We start from the raw sequence: 16487 nt of genomic DNA, 5'->3' as shown, positions 1-16487 counted from the left end.
GGTGCATTGTCGCATTCGGAATCGGCACGCCCGTGCACGACCTCCCGCGCGGCCCCCTGGCGGTGCTGGTCAGGCGCCGAGTGGATACTGGTAGCCGTGGCCCAGCAGAAGCACCGGATCTTCAACGACTATCGCGACCTGTTCTGGTCGCTGATCCCGTTGGTACTGATCGCGGTCGTGCTGGCGGGGGCGGCGAGCCAGTGCACGGTGGCGACCAACGGCCCGACCCAAGGTCAGGTGCCGCATTTCGATGTCGACGCGGCGCTGGGTTCCGACGCCAAGAGCCTGACCTTCCCCATTCGCAACCCCGAGGTCCCGCAGGACTGGACCTCGAATTCCGGCAGCCGCGACACCGTCACCGTCGCGGGCGGCGGCCCGGTGAGCACGGTCGGCTACATCACCCCGCAGGGCACCTACATGCGCCTGTCGCAGAGCAGCGCGACCGAGGAGAGCCTCTCGCGCCACATTCTCGGCTCGCGCTACCCGACCGGCACGGTCGATGTCGGCGGCCGCAAGTGGGTCGTCTACACCGAGCCCACCGAGGAGACCGCCTGGATCGCCGACTTCGGCGACGTGCGCGTCCTGATCACCGGCGCGGGCGACGAGGCCGCGTTCACGACGCTGGCGCAGGCGGTCACGGCCGCCACCCCGCTGGCGAAGTGAGTCCGGCGGGCTGAGCCCGGCTAGTCGCCGGTGTCGAGGTCGGCGCGCGAGAGCGCGTCCTCGACGCGGCGGCGGGCACCGGCCAGGTGCTGTTCGCAGCGGGCCGCGAGGGCTTCGCCGCGCTCCCACAGGGTGAGCGAGTCGTCGAGATCCAGGCCGCCCTGTTCGAGCATCTTCACGACATTGATCAGTTCGTCGCGGGCGCGCTCGTAGCCGAAGCCGGCGATCTCGGCGAGGGTGTCGGCGGCGGGGGTCTCGGAACCGGCGTCGGCCACGGTCAGGTCCTCTTCTCGTCGGTGGTCTTGGGCGTCAGGCGCTGGGTGCCCAGGGCCGCGGCGGTGACGGCACCGTCGGCGACCCGGATCCGCAGCTGACTGCCCGCGGGGGCGTCCTCGATCGACCGGACGACATGGCGTTCGGGCCCGGCCACCCGCTGCACGACAGCGTAACCACGCGCCAGCGTGGCGGCCGGACCCACCGCGGTGAGTTTCTCGCGCAGGTGCAGCGTGGTGGTCGCCTCGGCGCGCAGCAGGTGGTCGATGCTGCGCTGGGCGGCGGTGCGCCAGCGTTCCAGCTCGTCGTGGCGGTGGCCGAGTTCGCGCAGCGGGTCGGCCAGGACCGGCCGCGAGCGCAACTGCGTGAGCGTGTGCTCCTCGCGCCGCACCCAGCCGCGCAGCGCGCCCGCCGCGCGTTCACGCATCTCGCGCACACCGGCCAGCTCGGCCGCGGCGTCGGGCACGATCCGCTTGGCGGCGTCGGTGGGGGTGGCCGCGCGTAGGTCGGCGACCAGGTCGAGCAGCGGGTTGTCGGGTTCGTGCCCGATCGCGCTGACGACCGGGGTGCGCGCCGTGGCGACCGCCCGGCACAGCGCCTCGTCGGAGAAGGGCAGCAGGTCCTCGGTGCTGCCGCCGCCGCGGGCCAGCACGATCACCTCCACCTCGGGATCACGATCGAGCTCGGCCAGCGCCGTCAGCATCTGGGGTACCGCCGTCGGCCCCTGCACCGCCGTGTTCCGGATGACGAAACGTACTGCGGGCCATCGGTTCTGGGCCACGCTCAGGACGTCCCGTTCGGCCGCGCTCGCGCGCCCGGTGATCAGCCCGACGGTGCCCGGCAGGAACGGCAGTGGCCGTTTGAGTTTCGGGTCGAAGAGCCCCTCGGCGGCCAGCAGCGCCTTGAGCCGCTCGATGCGGGCCAGCAGCTCACCGATCCCGACCGCGCGGATCTCGGTGACCCGCAACGAGATCGTGCCGCGCCCGGTGAAGAACTGCAGCTTGCCGTAGACCACCACCCGGCTGCCCTCGGTGAGCGGCACCGGCAGCCTGCGCAGCAGGTCGGGATCGCAGGTGAGCGACAGCGACATGTCCGCCGAGGTGTCGCGCAGCACCAGGAACGCGGTGCGCGTGCCCGGCCGCAGATTGATCTGGGTGACCTGCCCCTCCACCCAGATACTGCCGAGCCGCTCGATCCATTGCGCGACCTTCACGGCCACGGATCGCACCGGATACGGCTGCTCGGCCGAATTGGCCGGTGCACCCGCCTGCCCGCCCGCGGCGCTGACGCCCTCCGAAGTCATAGGACAGGTATACGCGGACCTACCGACACAACAAAAGGCGGCCGCATCGGCGCCGAAGGCGCGGATCGCGGCCGCCTCGATTCTGGACTGACGGAGAGAAGGAGCGCAGCGACTGAACGCAGGAGGGAAGAATCGAGGCCCCCCGGGCCGCGATCCCCGCGGCGCCAGCCGCCTATGTCACTGCTGGACCGTGGCGATCCGGTTGGTCAGCATGGTGACGAAGGGGGCGCGGGCGCGGGTCTGCTGTTCGAAGGCCAGCAGCTGGGCCAGCTCCTCCACGGTCAGCATCCGCAGCCGGGCGCGCAGCTGGGCCAGCGTCATCGAGGGATAGTCGTAGCGGATCGCGACCTCGGGTGCCTCGATCTCGGCGGGCTCGTCGGCGGCGGGTTCCTCGACGGTCTCGAGCAGCAGCAGGTTCGCCGGGGAGACCTCACCGTTCACGGGCGCGACCGGCGCTTCCTCGGTGAACAGGTCGAAGCGGCTGGTGTGGCCGTTGGTGGCCACGGCCGGCTCGGGAGCGATGTCCTCGTCGAAGATCGCCCACTCGGGCTGTTCCTGCGGAGCCGAGCCGAGGCGCTCGAACACGGCGTCACCCTTGAGCGCGAGGCTGGTGACGAACTGCTGCACGTGCATGGTGGTCTGCAGCACGCGACTCAGGGCCGTGATGGGGAAATTCACGGCCGCGACCGGGAGCCGCCTGGTCTCTTCTAAGGCGTATACGGCGGCACCGGCGGCGACCCGGGCCACGAACGGAGGACGGAACATGGTCCCAGCCTGCCGCAAACGGTCTGTGATGCAAAGGTCCAGCCTGCCCGAATGTGACTTTCGCCCCTCGAACCGCCCGGATCGGGCTCCCCGCGCGCACGTAAGCTGGGGACCATGACCTCGGCAATTCCCTTGAACGTCGGTATCGCGCGCTCGGCGGGCGCGACTGCTGCCGGTGGCAAGCGCGTGCTGCTGGCCGAGCCCCGCGGCTACTGCGCGGGCGTCGACCGCGCCGTCGAGACGGTCGAGAAGGCACTGGACAAGCACGGTGCCCCGATCTACGTGCGCAAGGAGATCGTGCACAACCGGCACGTGGTGGAGACGCTACGTGAGCGCGGCGTGGTCTTCGTCGACGAGAACGACGAGGTGCCCGAGGGCGCGCTGGTCGTGTTCTCCGCGCACGGCGTGGCGCCGACCGTGCATGAGAGCGCCGCGGCGCGCAATCTGCGCACCATCGACGCCACCTGCCCGCTGGTCACCAAGGTGCACCAGGAGGCCAAGCGCTTCGCCCGCGACGACTACGACATCCTGCTGATCGGCCACGAGGGCCACGAGGAGGTCGAGGGCACCGCCGGCGAGGCCCCCGAGCACGTGCAGCTCGTCGACGGCCCGGATTCGGTGGACGCGGTGACCGTGCGCGATCCGGCCAAGGTGATCTGGCTGTCGCAGACCACGCTGTCGGTGGACGAGACGATGGCGACCGTCGAGCGCCTGCGCGAGCGCTTCCCGACGCTGCAGGACCCGCCCAGCGACGACATCTGCTACGCCACCTCCAACCGCCAGACCGCGGTCAAGGCGATGGCGCCGGAATGCGATCTGGTGATCGTGGTCGGTTCGCGCAACTCCTCCAACTCGGTGCGCCTGGTCGAGGTGGCGCTGGGCGCGGGCGCACGGGCCGCGTATCTGGTCGACTACGCCCGCGAAATCGACCCGGCCTGGCTCGACGGCGTGCGGACCGTCGGCATCACCTCGGGCGCGTCGGTGCCGGAGATCCTGGTGACCGGCGTGCTCGACCTGCTGGCCGAGCACGGCTTCGGTGAGGTGCAGCCGGTGACCACGGCCAACGAGACGCTGGTGTTCGCCCTGCCGCGTGAGCTGCGCCCGTCCCGCAAGGACGCCGCCGCGAAGAGCTGACCCCTACCCGTTGTCGGGGCGGCGGCGTTCGGTGCGGGTCGAGTCGGCGCGGTCGCGGTAGCGCACATTCGGCTGCGGGTGCGGCGGCGCCTCACCGCGCCGACGCGGTACCCGGGCGGGTTCCGGTTCGCGGGGCCCGCCGCGGGCGGCGCGCGGTTCGCGGTTGCGCGGCGGGGCGGGAGCGCGCTTGGGGTCGCGGGGCTGACGACGGGCCGGGCTCGCCATGTCGACCTCGGTGGCCGGGTCGTCCAGTACGGCGGTCGCGCGCCGGGGACGTCTGCGCGCCTCGGCCGGTTCGGCGGCGGGCTCGGGACGGCGGCGCTTGACCGGCTTGCGCTCAGGCGTGCGTTCGGCCTTGGGCTTGCGGTCGGTGCGCGGCTTGCGCTCACCCCGGCGCTCGGCGGCGGCCGGGCGAGCGGTCGCGGGGGCGCGCTTGGCGACGGCGATCCGGACGCCGCCGATCAGCAGCACCAGCACCGTGGCCAGCATCATCGTCGGAAACCGCTCCACCAGCGGGATGACCAGGTTCATCAGGACGTCTTTGATGGAGGTGGTGGCCCGCCCGCCCAGCAGCTGGCAGGCCAGCGGCACCGCGACGAACAGCAGCAGCGGGGGCATCACCATCGTCGCGAACAGCCCGCGCATCCGGACCGCGCACACGGCCAGCACGCAGCCGAGCACATACATCGCCGAGAACGTGCCGGTCGGGTAGGTCTCGCCCCCGAGCCCGTCGATCACGAACCCCACCGCCGTCGCGCCCGCGGCCAGCGCGATCGCGGCCCAGGCGGGGATGCCGGGCACCGAGGGCAGGATCGAACGTTGCGGCGCGGGCACCCGGGGTCGCGCACGTTGGGAAGCAGCCACCCTATGACACTAACTGCACATCGGCCCGGCGGGCGCTACGGCACGGAGAACTCAGACGCGATCCTCCGCGTCGGCGAAGGCCACGACCCGCGGCCTGGTCTCGGTGCGCCGGATTGCCGGGAGCTCCTGATCGGCGATGCCGAGATCGTGCATCCGGCGCGCGGTGACCAGCACCCGCGACTCCACCGAGCCCACCGTGGCGTTGAAAGCCGCTACGGCCTTACCGAGATTCACGCCGAGAGTGTCGAGGTGTTCGGCCACTTTGCCGACCCTGGTGTAGAGCTCCTTGCCCAATTGCTGCACCGTTGCCATATCGCGCGAGAGCGCCTCCTGACGCCAGCTGAACGCGACCGTGCGTAACAGCGCGATGAGCGTAGTGGGGGTTGCCAGGATCACGTTCCGGCCGAACGCGTACTCGAGCAGGCCCGCGTCGGTGGTGAGCGCGGCGTCGAGGAAGGGGTCACCGGGGACGAACAGCACCACGAACTCCGGCGCCGGGTCGAAGGCGGCCCAGTAGGCCTTGTCGGCGAGCTGGTCGACGTGGGCGCGCAGCTGCTTGGCGTGCCGGGCGAGCAGTTGGTCGCGCCCGGCCGGGTCCTCGGTGGTGGCGGCGTCGAGATAGGCCGTGAAGGGGACTTTCGCGTCGACCACGATGTGCCTGCCTCCGGCCAGGCGCACCACCAGGTCGGGCCGCACCGCTGCGCGGTCGTCACCGCCTCGGCGGTGGACCTGGGTGTCGAAATCGCAGTGCCTTGTCATCCCGGCCAGTTCGACGACGCGTTCGAGCTGGATCTCGCCCCAGCGGCCGCGGATCTGCGGCGCCCGCAGCGCCGCGACCAGCTGACCGGTCTGATCGGAGAGCCGATGCGAGGTGCGCTGCATCCCCGCGACTTGCTCGCGCAGCCCCGAATACGCGTCGATCCGATGATGCTCGACCTGCCGGATCTGCTGTTCCAGCGCGCCGACCGCCGCCCGCAGCGGATCGACCAGGGCGCCGACCGCGGCCGAATGCCTGCGCGCCGCGTCCTCGTTGGCCGCGTGCAGCGACTGCTGCAGCAACCGCTGATTGTCACCGGCCGCCGCGAGCCGGGCCTCCGCGGCGGCGGCGCGCTGCCCGCCCCTGGCGGCACGGCCCAACCAGCCGAGACCGAAGCCTGCGGCGAAAACCAGGACGAGCGCGACGAGCATCGAAGCGGTCATAGCGGCGATAGTGCCCGAGGCCACCGACAAACTCGCAATCGACGGGCAACTCCGGCGCGGCGCCACGCCGGGAAATCACATCGCTGTAGTGCGTCGATTGAATTCTGTCGGGGGTGTGCCCTACGGTTCGCGGCATGCGGATCCTGCACACCTCCGACTGGCACATCGGGCGCACCTTTCACGGTGTCGACCTGCTGGCCGATCAGGCGTGGGTGCTCTCTGCCGTCGCCGAACTCGTCACCGCCGAAGCGGTGGATGTCGTAGTGGTTCCGGGCGATATCTACGACCGCTCCATTCCCAGCGCCGACGCCATCACCGTCTGCAACCGCGGTTTCGAGGCGATCCGGGCCGCGGGCGCGACGATCGTCGCCACCTCGGGCAATCACGATTCGCCCGCACGCCTCGGCGCGGGTGCCAGTTTCGCCGCCGCGGGCGGGTTGCACCTGTGCACCAGGGTCGCCGACGCCGACCGTCCCGTCCTGCTCGCCGACGCCGACGGCGAGGTGGCCTTCTACGGCATCCCGTATCTCGAGCCGGAGATCACCCGAGCCGAACTCGGTGTGCCGCAGGCACGTTCGCACGCCGAGATCCTCGCTGCCGCGATGGCGCGGATCAATGCCGACCGCGCCACCCGGCCGGGTGTGCGGTCGGTGGTGCTCGCGCACGCGTTCGTGGTCGGGGGCGAGGCCACGGGTTCGGAGCGTTCCATCTCGGTGGGCGGGGTGGAGACCGTACCCATGTCGGCCTTCGACGGCATCGACTATGTGGCGCTGGGACATCTGCATTCGCCGCAGACGCTCGCGGAATCGGTGCGCTACAGCGGTTCCCCGCTGCCGTACTCCTTCGGCGAGAACTCCCATCGAAAGGCGGTCTGGATCGTCGACCTCGACGCGCGCGGCCTGGCCGCGGTGCGCAGGCACGATCTTCCGTTGGTGCGTGGCCTGAGCAGGCTCACCGGCACGCTCGACGAGCTGCTCACCGCCGCCGAATTCGCCTTCGCCGAGCCGCATTACGTGTCTGCGACACTCACCGACAGCAAGCGTCCGGTGGACCCGATGCGGCAGTTGCGCGAACGGTTCCCGCATGCCGTACACGTGGAATGGCAACGCCCGGAGGGTAATCCGGAGCTGCGCTATCGCGAGCGGGTGCACGGGCGCCGCGACACCGAGGTGGCGGCGAGTTTCCTGACCGATGTTCGTGGTACGCCGAGCAAGGGGGAGATGGCATGGGTGGAGCGGGCATTGGCCGCGGCGGTGCGCGAGTCCGATCCGGTCCGGGTGGGGTCCGGCGACGACGAGCAGCCGGAGCTGACGGCGTGAAGACCCGGCGCGCCGACCTGTCCGGCGGTGCCGCGTGAGGTTGCACCGGCTCGAACTCACCGCCTTCGGCCCGTTCGCCGAGACCACCGTGGTCGATTTCGACGCGCTCGGCGCCGACGGGCTGTTCCTGCTGCACGGGCACACCGGCGCGGGCAAGACCACGGTGCTCGACGCCATCGCCTTCGCCCTCTACGGGCGTGTCCCCGGTGCGCGTGGCGAGAGCAAACGCCTGCACTCCGACCACGCCGACGCCCAGACCCCGCCCCGGGTGAGCCTCGAGGCCACCCTCGGTGCCCGGCGGCTGCGGCTGACCCGCACCCCGGAGTTCGAGCGGCCCAAGCTACGTGGCACCGGCACCAGGATCGAACCGGCCAAGGCCACGCTGACCTGGCTCGACGGCAGCGGCGAGAACCTCTCGCGGATCACCGATATCGGCGACGAGGTGCTGCGGCTGCTCGGCATGAGCGCCGACCAGTTCTTCCAGGTCGTGCTCCTGCCGCAGGGCGATTTCGCGCGGTTCCTGCGCGCCGAGAACGAGGACCGCGAGAAGCTGCTCGAAAAGCTCTTCGACACCCAGCGTTTCGGCACCGCCGAACAGTGGCTGGCCGAGCGCCGCCGCACCGCGGGCGCCGCGCTGGAGACCCATCGGCAGGGGATCGACCGCCTGATCACCATGGTCGGCATGGCCGGTGGGTATCAGGGCTCGGAGTCGGTCGAGGTGCGCGATGCCGTGGTCTGGTCGCAGGAGCTGCTCGCGACCGCGCGCGCCGAACTCGCCGAATCGAACACCGTCACCGACCTGCGCCGCGAGGAATCCGCCGCGGCCCGCGCCGAAGCCGAGGAACAGCGCCGCGTCACCGAGCTGCGCACCCGCCGCGCCGCCGCCGAAACCGAACTGGCCGCCTACACCGCCGCCGCACCCCGCCGCGCCGAGCGGCAACACGAACTCGACCAGGCCCGCCGCGCCGAGCCGGTCGTCCACGCCATCGACGAGGCCCGCTCCGCCGTCCGCACCCTCCGCCGCGCCGAATCCGCCACCCACACCGCCGCCACCACCCTCGCCGCCCACCTCACCGCCCCCGAGGCCGCCGACATCAGCGGCGTCGACCTGCTGGCCACCGTCGCCGAGCAGGTGGACGAGGTGCGTGATGTCGTGGGCGACCTCGATGCCGCCGTCAGCGGGTGGAACGGACTGCTCGGTGTGCTCGCCGAGGTGCGGGCCGACGCTACGACGGCCGAGCAGCTGACTGCCGATCTCGCGGCGCGCGAGCGGGAGGCCGCGCGGCTCACCGCACGGGCGGGGGAACTGGGGCGGCGGCGGACCGAACTGCCGGTCGCCCTCGCCTCGGCGCAGGAGCAGTTGCGTGAGGCCACCGACGCGGCGGCCGCACTGCCCGGGATACGCAATGAGCTCGCCAAGTGGCAGGACTCGGCGGCCGCGGCGGTCGAGATCGCCCGGCAGCGCCCGGCGCTGGACCGGGCGCAGGGGGAGTTCGACGCCGCGCGGCGCACGCACCTCGATGCCCGCGAGCGGGTGCTCGACCTGCGCGCCCGGCGGCTGGCGGGGATGGCCGCCGAGCTCGCGGGGGCACTCGTCGTCGGCGCGCCGTGCACGGTGTGTGGTTCGGCCGAGCATCCCCAGCCCGCGCGGCCCACCGACGACGCGGTGTCCAAGGACGCCGAGGACGCGGCCGCCGCCGCCGAACAAGCCGCCGAAGTGGCCCGCGACCGGATCGCCGAGCGGATCGGCGCCATCGAACGCGAGATCGAGGCCCTGATCGCCCGCGGCGGCGACACCGACCCCGTCGCCCTGGCCGACGCGGTCCGCGCCGCCACCCACCGCTTCACCGACACCGCCGACACCGCCGAGCGCGTCCCCACCCTCACCACCCGCCTCGACACCCTGCGCGGCGAGGAAACCCGGCTCAACGACGAGTCCCGCGATATCGACGCCCGCCTCGGCACCACCACCGCCACGATCACCGCCACCCGCACCCGCCTGGACGAACTCACCCAGCGCCTGCGCACCGCCGCCGGCGCCGACCGCACCCTCGAGGCCCGCGTCACCCGCCTCGAATCCCTCATCACCGCCGCCACCGCCCTGCGCACCGCCCGCACCGAGGAATCCGCCGCCCGCGCCGCCGTCCACCGCATCGCCACCCGCGTCGAAAATCTCGCCCGCGCAGCAGGTTTCGTCCCCGAGGGCTTCGAGCAAGAGCGTTCCCCGCTGGAGTCGAGCCCGGCCACGAACGAGACGCCCGGCGCCCCGCCCGCAAACTCGCCCGCCAGTTCGGCACAGGCATGTGCCACCGACGGCGCGGCGACTCGAGCACGTGGCACCGTCGATGCCACCGCGCGTGGTGCCGACGACGTGACGGCGCGTGGTGCCGAGGACGCGATGGCGCGTGGCGCCGACGACGCCGATCGGCCCGGAGCCGCCATCGAGGGCGACGAGGCCGAATCCGCTTCGGGCCCCGGGGAATCCGGTCGGTCCACGAATGCCGAGTCCGAATCGCTCAGCCTGTTCGACCTCTTCGGCGAGGACTCCACCGGCGACACGACCGCCGACCCGGAACCCGCGACGCCCCGCGACGATATCGCCCTGCTCACCGCGTACGCTCAGGTCGTCACCGCGGTCGCCCGGACCGCGCGGCAGCAGGCGGATATCGAGGCCGAACTCACCGCCGCGGACCGGGCGCGGGCCCACGCCGAGACGGTGCTCGCCGAACCGCAGATCAAGGCGGTGGCCGGGCAGCTGCCCGGTGACCTCGCCGAACTGGAACAGCGGTTCGCGCAGGCGCAGACCGCGCTGAACACGGCGGTGGCCGCGCAGTCCGCGGCGGCGGAGCGGGTGGCCCAGCTCGAGCGACTGGGCACCCAGCTGTGGGGTGAGGTCGAGCGGATCGCGCCGGAGCAGCGGGCCTATGACGAGCTGGCCGGGCTGGCCGATGTGGTCGCCGGGCGGGGCGAGAACAATCGCCGGATGTCGTTGCGCTCGTATGTGCTCGCGGCGCGGCTGGAGGAGGTCGCGGTGGCGGGTTCGCTGCGCCTGCGCCGGATGTCGGGTGGCCGTTACGAGCTCGTGCACTCGGACAAGGCGGGGCCGCGGGGTCGCCGTGGTGGGCTCGGCCTCGATGTCCGCGACGACTACACCGGCGCCGTGCGCTCCGCGAAGACCCTGTCCGGTGGCGAAACCTTCATGGCCTCCCTCGCCCTTGCCCTCGGCCTGGCCGATGTGGTCGCCGCCGAATCCGGCGGCGTCGTCCTGGACACCCTGTTCATCGACGAGGGCTTCGGCAGCCTCGACGCCGACACCCTCGACGCCGTCATGGGAGTCCTCGACGAACTCCGCGCCGGCGGCCGCGTGGTCGGCGTCGTCAGCCACGTCGACGAGATGCGCCAACGCATCCCCAGCCGCCTCCACGTCCTGCGCGGCCGCACCGGCTCCCGCCTCGAAGCCACCGTCGCGTAACCGCGGGGCTTCCGTGACTACGCCACCACGGGTTCCGGGCGCGGGATCGGGGTGAAACCGGGCAGCCACCGGTCCACGAACGGGATCATCAGCTGAATGAGCGGGCCGATGCCGAAGGCGTAGACCAGTGTCGCGATGCCGACGGTGCCGCCCAGGAACCAGCCGGTGGTGAGCACCGTGGCCTCGATGCCGGTGCGGACCGACCAGACCGGCCACCCGGTCCGCGCGACCAGTCCAGTCATCAGTCCATCACGCGGTCCCGGACCCATACCGGCCCCGATGTAGAGCACGGTCGCCGCCGCGTTGACGACCACCGCCACCAGCATCGACAACCCTTGCACCCACAGCCCGCGCACCTCGGGGATCAGCCACAGCCCCACGTCGACGGCGATCGCGATCACCACCACATTGCTCACCGTGCCCAGCCCCGGTCGCTGCCGCAGCGGAATCCAGGCCAGCAGCACCGCGAGGCCGGTCAGCGCGGTGACCACGCCGAAACTCAGCGGCACGTGCGCGGCGACCCCCTGATGGAAGACGTCCCACGGATCGAGCCCGAGACCGGCCCGGATCATCACCGCCATCGACGTCCCGTACAACCACAGCCCGGTATACAGGGCGACCAGACGACGAGTGAGCATGCCACTCAGCATCCGGTCCGACTGGACCTTCAGAAAGAGCCACTCGGCGAATACTGGCCTGATGGATCGCTCACTGTTCGTGCGTGAGCAGCCACCGCTTCGCCTCGAGCCCCCACCGGAAACCGCCGAGCTGCCCACCGATCCGCAGCACCCGATGACACGGCACGAACAGCGCCGCCGCATTGCGCGCGCAGGCATTGGCCGCGGCCCGCGTCGCCGCCGGACGGCCGGCCAGCCCGGCGAACTCGGTGTAGGTCACCGGCTCACCGGCGGGCACCTTGCGCAGGATGTCCCACGCGTGGGTGAGGAATTCCCCCGAGTGCTGCCGCACGGGGATCGCGTCGATCGCCGTCAGGTCACCGGCGTGATAGTCGAGCACGGCCCGGGTCACGGCACCGAGGGAGTCCCGGCGCCGCAGCTCGGCAGGCCGCAGGCTCGCGTGGATGACGGTGGTGAGGTCGGTGGGATCACCGGTCCAGCCGGAGGCCAGTACGGCCCCGTCGGCATCGACGATCGCGGTGAAGGGACCGATCGGGGTGGTGAAGGTGGCGATATCGGCGGAACGAACAGGGTTGGTGGTCATGGTTTTTCGCTTCCGGTCGCGGGGATGACGCCGCGCTCGACGAGCGCCGTCTTCCACAGATGCATGGACAGATACGAGCGCCACGGCGCCCAGCGGGTGGTGTGGTCGAGGTCGACCCCGGCCAGCAGCGCGCCCTGGCGCACCACCAGATCGGTGTCGAGCAGGATGTCGGGGTCGGCGAGCAGCCGCATGGTGACGTAGTCGGCCGTCCACGGCCCGATCCCGGCCAGAGTGAGCAGGTCGCGGCGCAGATCGGCCGCGGTGCGCCCGGCGTGCAGGGCCAGCTCACCGTCGGCGATGGCGCGGGCGGCGGCCACGATCGCGGCGACCCGCCGGGCCGGGCCGGTGAGGATCTCGGCGCCCTGCTCGGCGATCGCCTCGGCGGTGGGGAACAGTCGCGGTGCCGGGCCGTCGATCCGCTCGCCGAGCGCGTCGACCAGCCGCGCGGTGTGCGTGGCGGCGGCGCGCACCGAGATCTGCTGTCCGATCATGGTGCGCAGCAGCAACTCCGGGCCGTCCGGGCAGCCGGGCACCCGGATGCCCGGCGACCAGCCCGCCCGGCTCGCCGGGCCCGCGGCGTCGGTGTCGACGCCGAGCGCCTCGTCGATGCCGAGCGGGTCGGCGTCGAGGTCGAGCAGGTGCCGCACCCGCGCGACCGTCGGGGCCAGATCGCGCATATCGCGCAACGCGAGCTCGGCGCGCACGTGGCCCGGACGCAACGACAGCCGGACCGTCGCGTATCCGTGCGGGGTGCGCAGGCTGCGGGTGTAGACGCCGTCGTCGAACAGTTCCATCCCCGGCACCGTGTGGGCGGACAGGAACCAGCCGAGCCACGCCGTGTCCAGGGGTTCCCGGTACGGCAGGCGCAGCGTCAGCAGCCCGGGCACGCCCGGAACGACGACATCGTTGCGTGCCGAGGCCCGCAGTTCGCCGCGCATCGTCGTCGGGCTGACGGCGAACACCTCGCGCACGGTGTCGTTGAACTGGCGGATGCTGGCGAACCCGGCCGCGAAGGCGATATCCGACATCGGCATCTCGGTGGTCTGGATGAGCAGCCGCGCGGTGTGTGCGCGGTGTGCCCTGGCCAGCGCGAGCGGTCCGGCACCGAGTTCGGTGGTGAGCACCCTGGTGAGCTGACGTTGCGAGTAGCCCAGCGTCGCGGCCAGCCCGGGCACCCCGCCGCGTTCGACCACCCCGTCCCCGATCAGCCGCATGGCGCGCGCGGCGAGGTCGGCGCGGACGTTCCACAGCGGGGAGCCGGGCGCGGCGTCGGGCAGGCAGCGGCGGCAGGCCCGGTAACCGGCCTGCTGGGCGGCCGCCGCCGTGGGTAAGAAGCAGACATTGGCCCGTTTGGGGGTGATCGCCGGGCACGAGGGCCTGCAGTAGATGCCGGTCGTGCGCACCGCGGTGAAGAACTGCCCGTCGAAACGGGAGTCCCTGGTCGACACCGCGCGGTAGCAGCGTTCGAAGTCCAATGCCGTGATCGTCACGGGTTCCACAGTGTCAGCACGGAGGCGTCGACGCTAGCGGAAATCAGCCACATACCCCCGAGGGGGCGCGGACCGGTGCCGAGCCGGTCAGCAGCAGCGATTGGTGGGGTTGCGGTCGGCTTCGGCGTAGCGTTCGCGCCAGTAGTCCCGTTCCGAGGCGATCGGCTCGCCCGGGTGGGTGCGCCTGCGATGCTCGACGTACCGGCGGTAGTCCTGACCACCGTTGATCGCGCTGTACCACCAGGCCACCCCGCGCGCCGCCGACCGCAGCCACGCCCAGCCCGCGGCCACGACAGACCCGGGGGAGTGGCCGCGGGCCGCCCTCACGACACGTGCGCCGATCCGGGCGCGCTCACCTTGCCCTCGGCGATGAGCGCGTCCCACTCCTTCTGCACGTCCTTCTCCGCCGAGGTGGCCAGGAAGCCGCTGGGCGAGAAGATCTTCGACGGCTGCTCCTCGGACTCGGTGCTCGACACCGTCCCCGAGCGGATCGCCTTGAGACACACATACGCGCCGACCACGGTCACGATCAGCACCAGCACCGCGAACACGATGGACAGCGTGCCCTGGATGAAGGTGTTGCGGATGGCCGTCTCCACCTGCTCCGGCGTCTTGGCCGTCAGACAGCCCTTGCCCGCGTCCTTGGCGGCCTGGCACAGGCTGTGCTGCTTCCAGTAACCGAGCTTGGGATCGGCGGAGAAGATCTTCTGCCAGGACGCGGTCATCGTGACGATCAGGTCCCAGACCAGCGGCACGCCCGGAATCCACGCCCACTTCCACTGCCCGCGTTTGACGATGATGGTGAGCACCACCGTCAGCGCGATCGCGGCCAGCAGCTGGTTGGCGATACCGAACAGCGGGAACAGTGCGTTGATACCGCCGAACGGATCGTTGACACCCATCAGCAGCACGCTGCCCCAGCCCGCCACCACCAGCAGCGAGCACACCCACGCGCCGACCCGCCAGGACGGGTCCTTGAACTTGCGGAAACCGCCGCCGAAATTGCCCAGCGCGTCCGACACCAGGAACCGCGCCACGCGAGTACCCGCGTCGATGGTGGTGAGGATGAACAGCGCCTCGAACATGATCGCGAAGTGGTACCAGAACGCCTTCATCGACTCACCGCCGAGGAACTGGTGGAACACCTCGGAGATACCGACCGCCAGCGTCGGGGCGCCACCGGTGCGCGAGATGACCGAGTTCTCGCCGACATCGGCCGCCGCGTCGGCGAACAGCTCGGGCGTGGCGGGCGGGCCGCTCAGGCCCAGCGAATTGGTGTAGGCCGCAGCGGTTTCCGGTGTGTTTCCGGTGAGCCCGCCCGGCGCGTTCATACCGAAGTACAGGTGCTGGTCGATGATCGAGGCGGTGATGATCGCCATCACCGCGACGAACGACTCCATCAGCATGCCGCCGTAGCCGATCATCCTGGCATTGGACTCCTTGGCCATCAGCTTGGGCGTGGTGCCCGAGGAGACCAGCGCGTGGAAACCCGACAGCGCACCGCAGGCGATGGTGATGAACAGGAACGGGAACAGGCTGCCCGCGAACGCCGGACCCGTACCGCTGTGCGCGAACTCGGAGACCGCGGGCGCCTTCAGCACCGGCATCGTGATCAGGATGCCCGCCGCCAGCAACACGATGGTGCCGACCTTCATGAACGTCGACAGATAGTCGCGCGGAGCCAGCAGCAGCCACACCGGCAGCACCGAGGCGAAGAAACCGTAGGCGATCAGGCACCAGGCGATGGTGGTGCGCGAGAGGGTGAACCAGTCGGTGCCCCACTCGGTCTCCGACACCATGCCGCCACCGACGATCGCCGCCAGCAACAGCGCGATACCGATCGCGGAGACCTCACCGACCTTGCCCGGCCGCAGATACCGCAGATACACACCCATGAACAGGGCGATCGGGATGGTCATCGCGATGGAGAACACACCCCACGGGCTCTCACCCAGCGCGTTGACGACCACCAGCGCCAGCACCGCCAGCAGGATCGTCATGATGGTCAGGATCGCCACGATCGCGGCCACACCACCGACGGTGCCGAGCTCGTCGCGCGCCATCTGCCCGAGACTGCGCCCACGGCGCCGCGTCGAGGCCCACAGCACCAGATAGTCCTGCACCGCACCCGCGAAGACGACACCGACGATGATCCAGATGGTGCCCGGCAGATACCCCATCTGCGCGGCCAGCACCGGACCCACCAGCGGCCCGGCCCCGGCGATGGCGGCGAAATGGTGCCCGTAGAGCACCCGCCGGTCCATCGGCATGAAATCCTTGCCGTTGTCGTAGATCTCGGCGGGCGTGGCCACGTCGTCACGCGGCTTGGTGATCTTCCATTCGATGAATCGCGCGTAGAAGCGGTAGGCGATGATGTAGGTACACACCGCCGCGATCACGATCCACACCGCGTTCACCGACTCGCCGCGCACGAAGGCCACCACGGTCCAGGCGATGGCGCCGAGCACGGCGATCCCCGCGAACACGGCCTTCTTGGCCGGGGTGATCGGCGTGCGGTCGACGAGACCGACCGGAGGAAGATCCGGCTCGGTCCGCAGATACTCGATGGTCGCCATTGACTCACTCCTCGAACGCGCAGAGCCTCGGGTGGAACATCGACAAGGTAGCGGATCGGCAGTACCGATCGAGCGGGATCTCCGGCCTCGCGGCCAAGATGAAATTTTGTTCAGGGCTTGTTGGAGCGCTGGCGCGCTCGAGTTCGCGCCCTTTGGGCGGTCCCGTCGATCAGGCGCCGTGGCTCGCTCCTTCGTCGCGTACGCCAC

The 16487-nt window shown here is 71.1% G+C and carries 14 protein-coding genes; 4 read left to right on the top strand and 10 right to left on the bottom strand.

Features of this window, described 5'->3' with window-relative positions:
• Positions 1-96 precede the first annotated feature (96 nt).
• Positions 97-663: a DUF4245 domain-containing protein gene (locus tag ACWEMY_RS26185; RefSeq protein WP_452392157.1), complete on the top strand. Its 567-nt coding sequence runs from the start codon at positions 97-99 to the stop codon at positions 661-663.
• A 20-nt stretch (positions 664-683) separates the two neighbouring features.
• Here ACWEMY_RS26185 and ACWEMY_RS26180 read toward each other — a convergent pair whose 3' ends face one another.
• The 3 genes from ACWEMY_RS26180 to ACWEMY_RS26170 form a co-directional block, all read right to left on the bottom strand.
• Entirely contained in the window at positions 684-944 is a 261-nt protein-coding gene (locus ACWEMY_RS26180) for an exodeoxyribonuclease VII small subunit (RefSeq protein WP_375935445.1), read from the bottom strand.
• Entirely contained in the window at positions 941-2239 is a 1299-nt protein-coding gene (gene xseA, locus ACWEMY_RS26175; protein WP_452392156.1) for an exodeoxyribonuclease VII large subunit, read from the bottom strand. Before xseA ends, ACWEMY_RS26180 begins: the two co-directional genes overlap by 4 nt.
• A gap of 177 nt (positions 2240-2416) precedes the next feature.
• Positions 2417-3004, bottom strand: coding sequence for a lipid droplet-associated protein (locus ACWEMY_RS26170; protein WP_452392155.1), 588 nt, complete (start codon positions 3002-3004; stop codon positions 2417-2419).
• 114 nt (positions 3005-3118) lie between these two features.
• Here ACWEMY_RS26170 and ACWEMY_RS26165 point away from each other — a divergent pair, with 114 nt between their 5' ends.
• Positions 3119-4138, top strand: a complete 1020-nt coding sequence (locus ACWEMY_RS26165) for a 4-hydroxy-3-methylbut-2-enyl diphosphate reductase (RefSeq protein WP_452392154.1) — start codon at positions 3119-3121, stop codon at positions 4136-4138.
• 3 nt (positions 4139-4141) lie between these two features.
• On the opposite strand, the gene ACWEMY_RS26160 is transcribed toward ACWEMY_RS26165, so the two are convergent.
• Both ACWEMY_RS26160 and ACWEMY_RS26155 read right to left on the bottom strand, forming a co-directional pair.
• Positions 4142-5002: a DUF6542 domain-containing protein gene (locus ACWEMY_RS26160; protein WP_452392153.1), complete on the bottom strand. Its 861-nt coding sequence runs from the start codon at positions 5000-5002 to the stop codon at positions 4142-4144.
• 51 nt (positions 5003-5053) lie between these two features.
• Positions 5054-6202 carry a DNA recombination protein RmuC gene (locus tag ACWEMY_RS26155; RefSeq protein WP_452392152.1) on the bottom strand — a complete coding sequence of 383 codons (1149 nt, stop codon included), beginning with the start codon at positions 6200-6202 and terminating at the stop codon, positions 5054-5056.
• A 134-nt stretch (positions 6203-6336) separates the two neighbouring features.
• Between ACWEMY_RS26155 and ACWEMY_RS26150 the strand changes: the two genes are divergently transcribed.
• Positions 6337-7521 carry an exonuclease SbcCD subunit D gene (locus ACWEMY_RS26150; RefSeq protein ID WP_452392151.1) on the top strand — a complete coding sequence of 395 codons (1185 nt, stop codon included), beginning with the start codon at positions 6337-6339 and terminating at the stop codon, positions 7519-7521.
• 34 nt (positions 7522-7555) lie between these two features.
• Complete coding sequence (locus tag ACWEMY_RS26145; protein ID WP_452392150.1) at positions 7556-10993, top strand: AAA family ATPase; 3438 nt, start codon at positions 7556-7558, stop codon at positions 10991-10993.
• Between the two features lie 17 nt (positions 10994-11010).
• On the opposite strand, the gene yczE is transcribed toward ACWEMY_RS26145, so the two are convergent.
• The 5 genes from yczE to ACWEMY_RS26120 form a co-directional block, all read right to left on the bottom strand.
• Positions 11011-11631: a membrane protein YczE gene (yczE, locus tag ACWEMY_RS26140; RefSeq protein WP_452392149.1), complete on the bottom strand. Its 621-nt coding sequence runs from the start codon at positions 11629-11631 to the stop codon at positions 11011-11013.
• Positions 11632-11701: 70 nt separating this feature from the next.
• A complete protein-coding gene (locus ACWEMY_RS26135; protein WP_452392148.1) occupies positions 11702-12214 on the bottom strand; it encodes a methylated-DNA--[protein]-cysteine S-methyltransferase in 513 nt (170 codons plus the stop codon).
• The gene (locus tag ACWEMY_RS26130; protein ID WP_452392147.1) at positions 12211-13713 is read right to left on the bottom strand and encodes an AlkA N-terminal domain-containing protein; all 1503 of its coding nucleotides are present in this window, start codon (positions 13711-13713) and stop codon (positions 12211-12213) included. The genes ACWEMY_RS26135 and ACWEMY_RS26130 overlap by 4 nt, the downstream gene beginning before the upstream one ends.
• Before the next feature lie 78 nt (positions 13714-13791).
• A complete protein-coding gene (locus ACWEMY_RS26125) occupies positions 13792-14031 on the bottom strand; it encodes a YbdD/YjiX family protein (protein ID WP_452392146.1) in 240 nt (79 codons plus the stop codon).
• Entirely contained in the window at positions 14028-16280 is a 2253-nt protein-coding gene (locus ACWEMY_RS26120; protein ID WP_452392145.1) for a carbon starvation CstA family protein, read from the bottom strand. Before ACWEMY_RS26120 ends, ACWEMY_RS26125 begins: the two co-directional genes overlap by 4 nt.
• Positions 16281-16487: the final 207 nt, after the last annotated feature.

It is taken from the genome of Nocardia sp. NPDC004415, from assembly GCF_053602435.1.
This window is presented reverse-complemented; position numbering and strand designations above follow the sequence as displayed.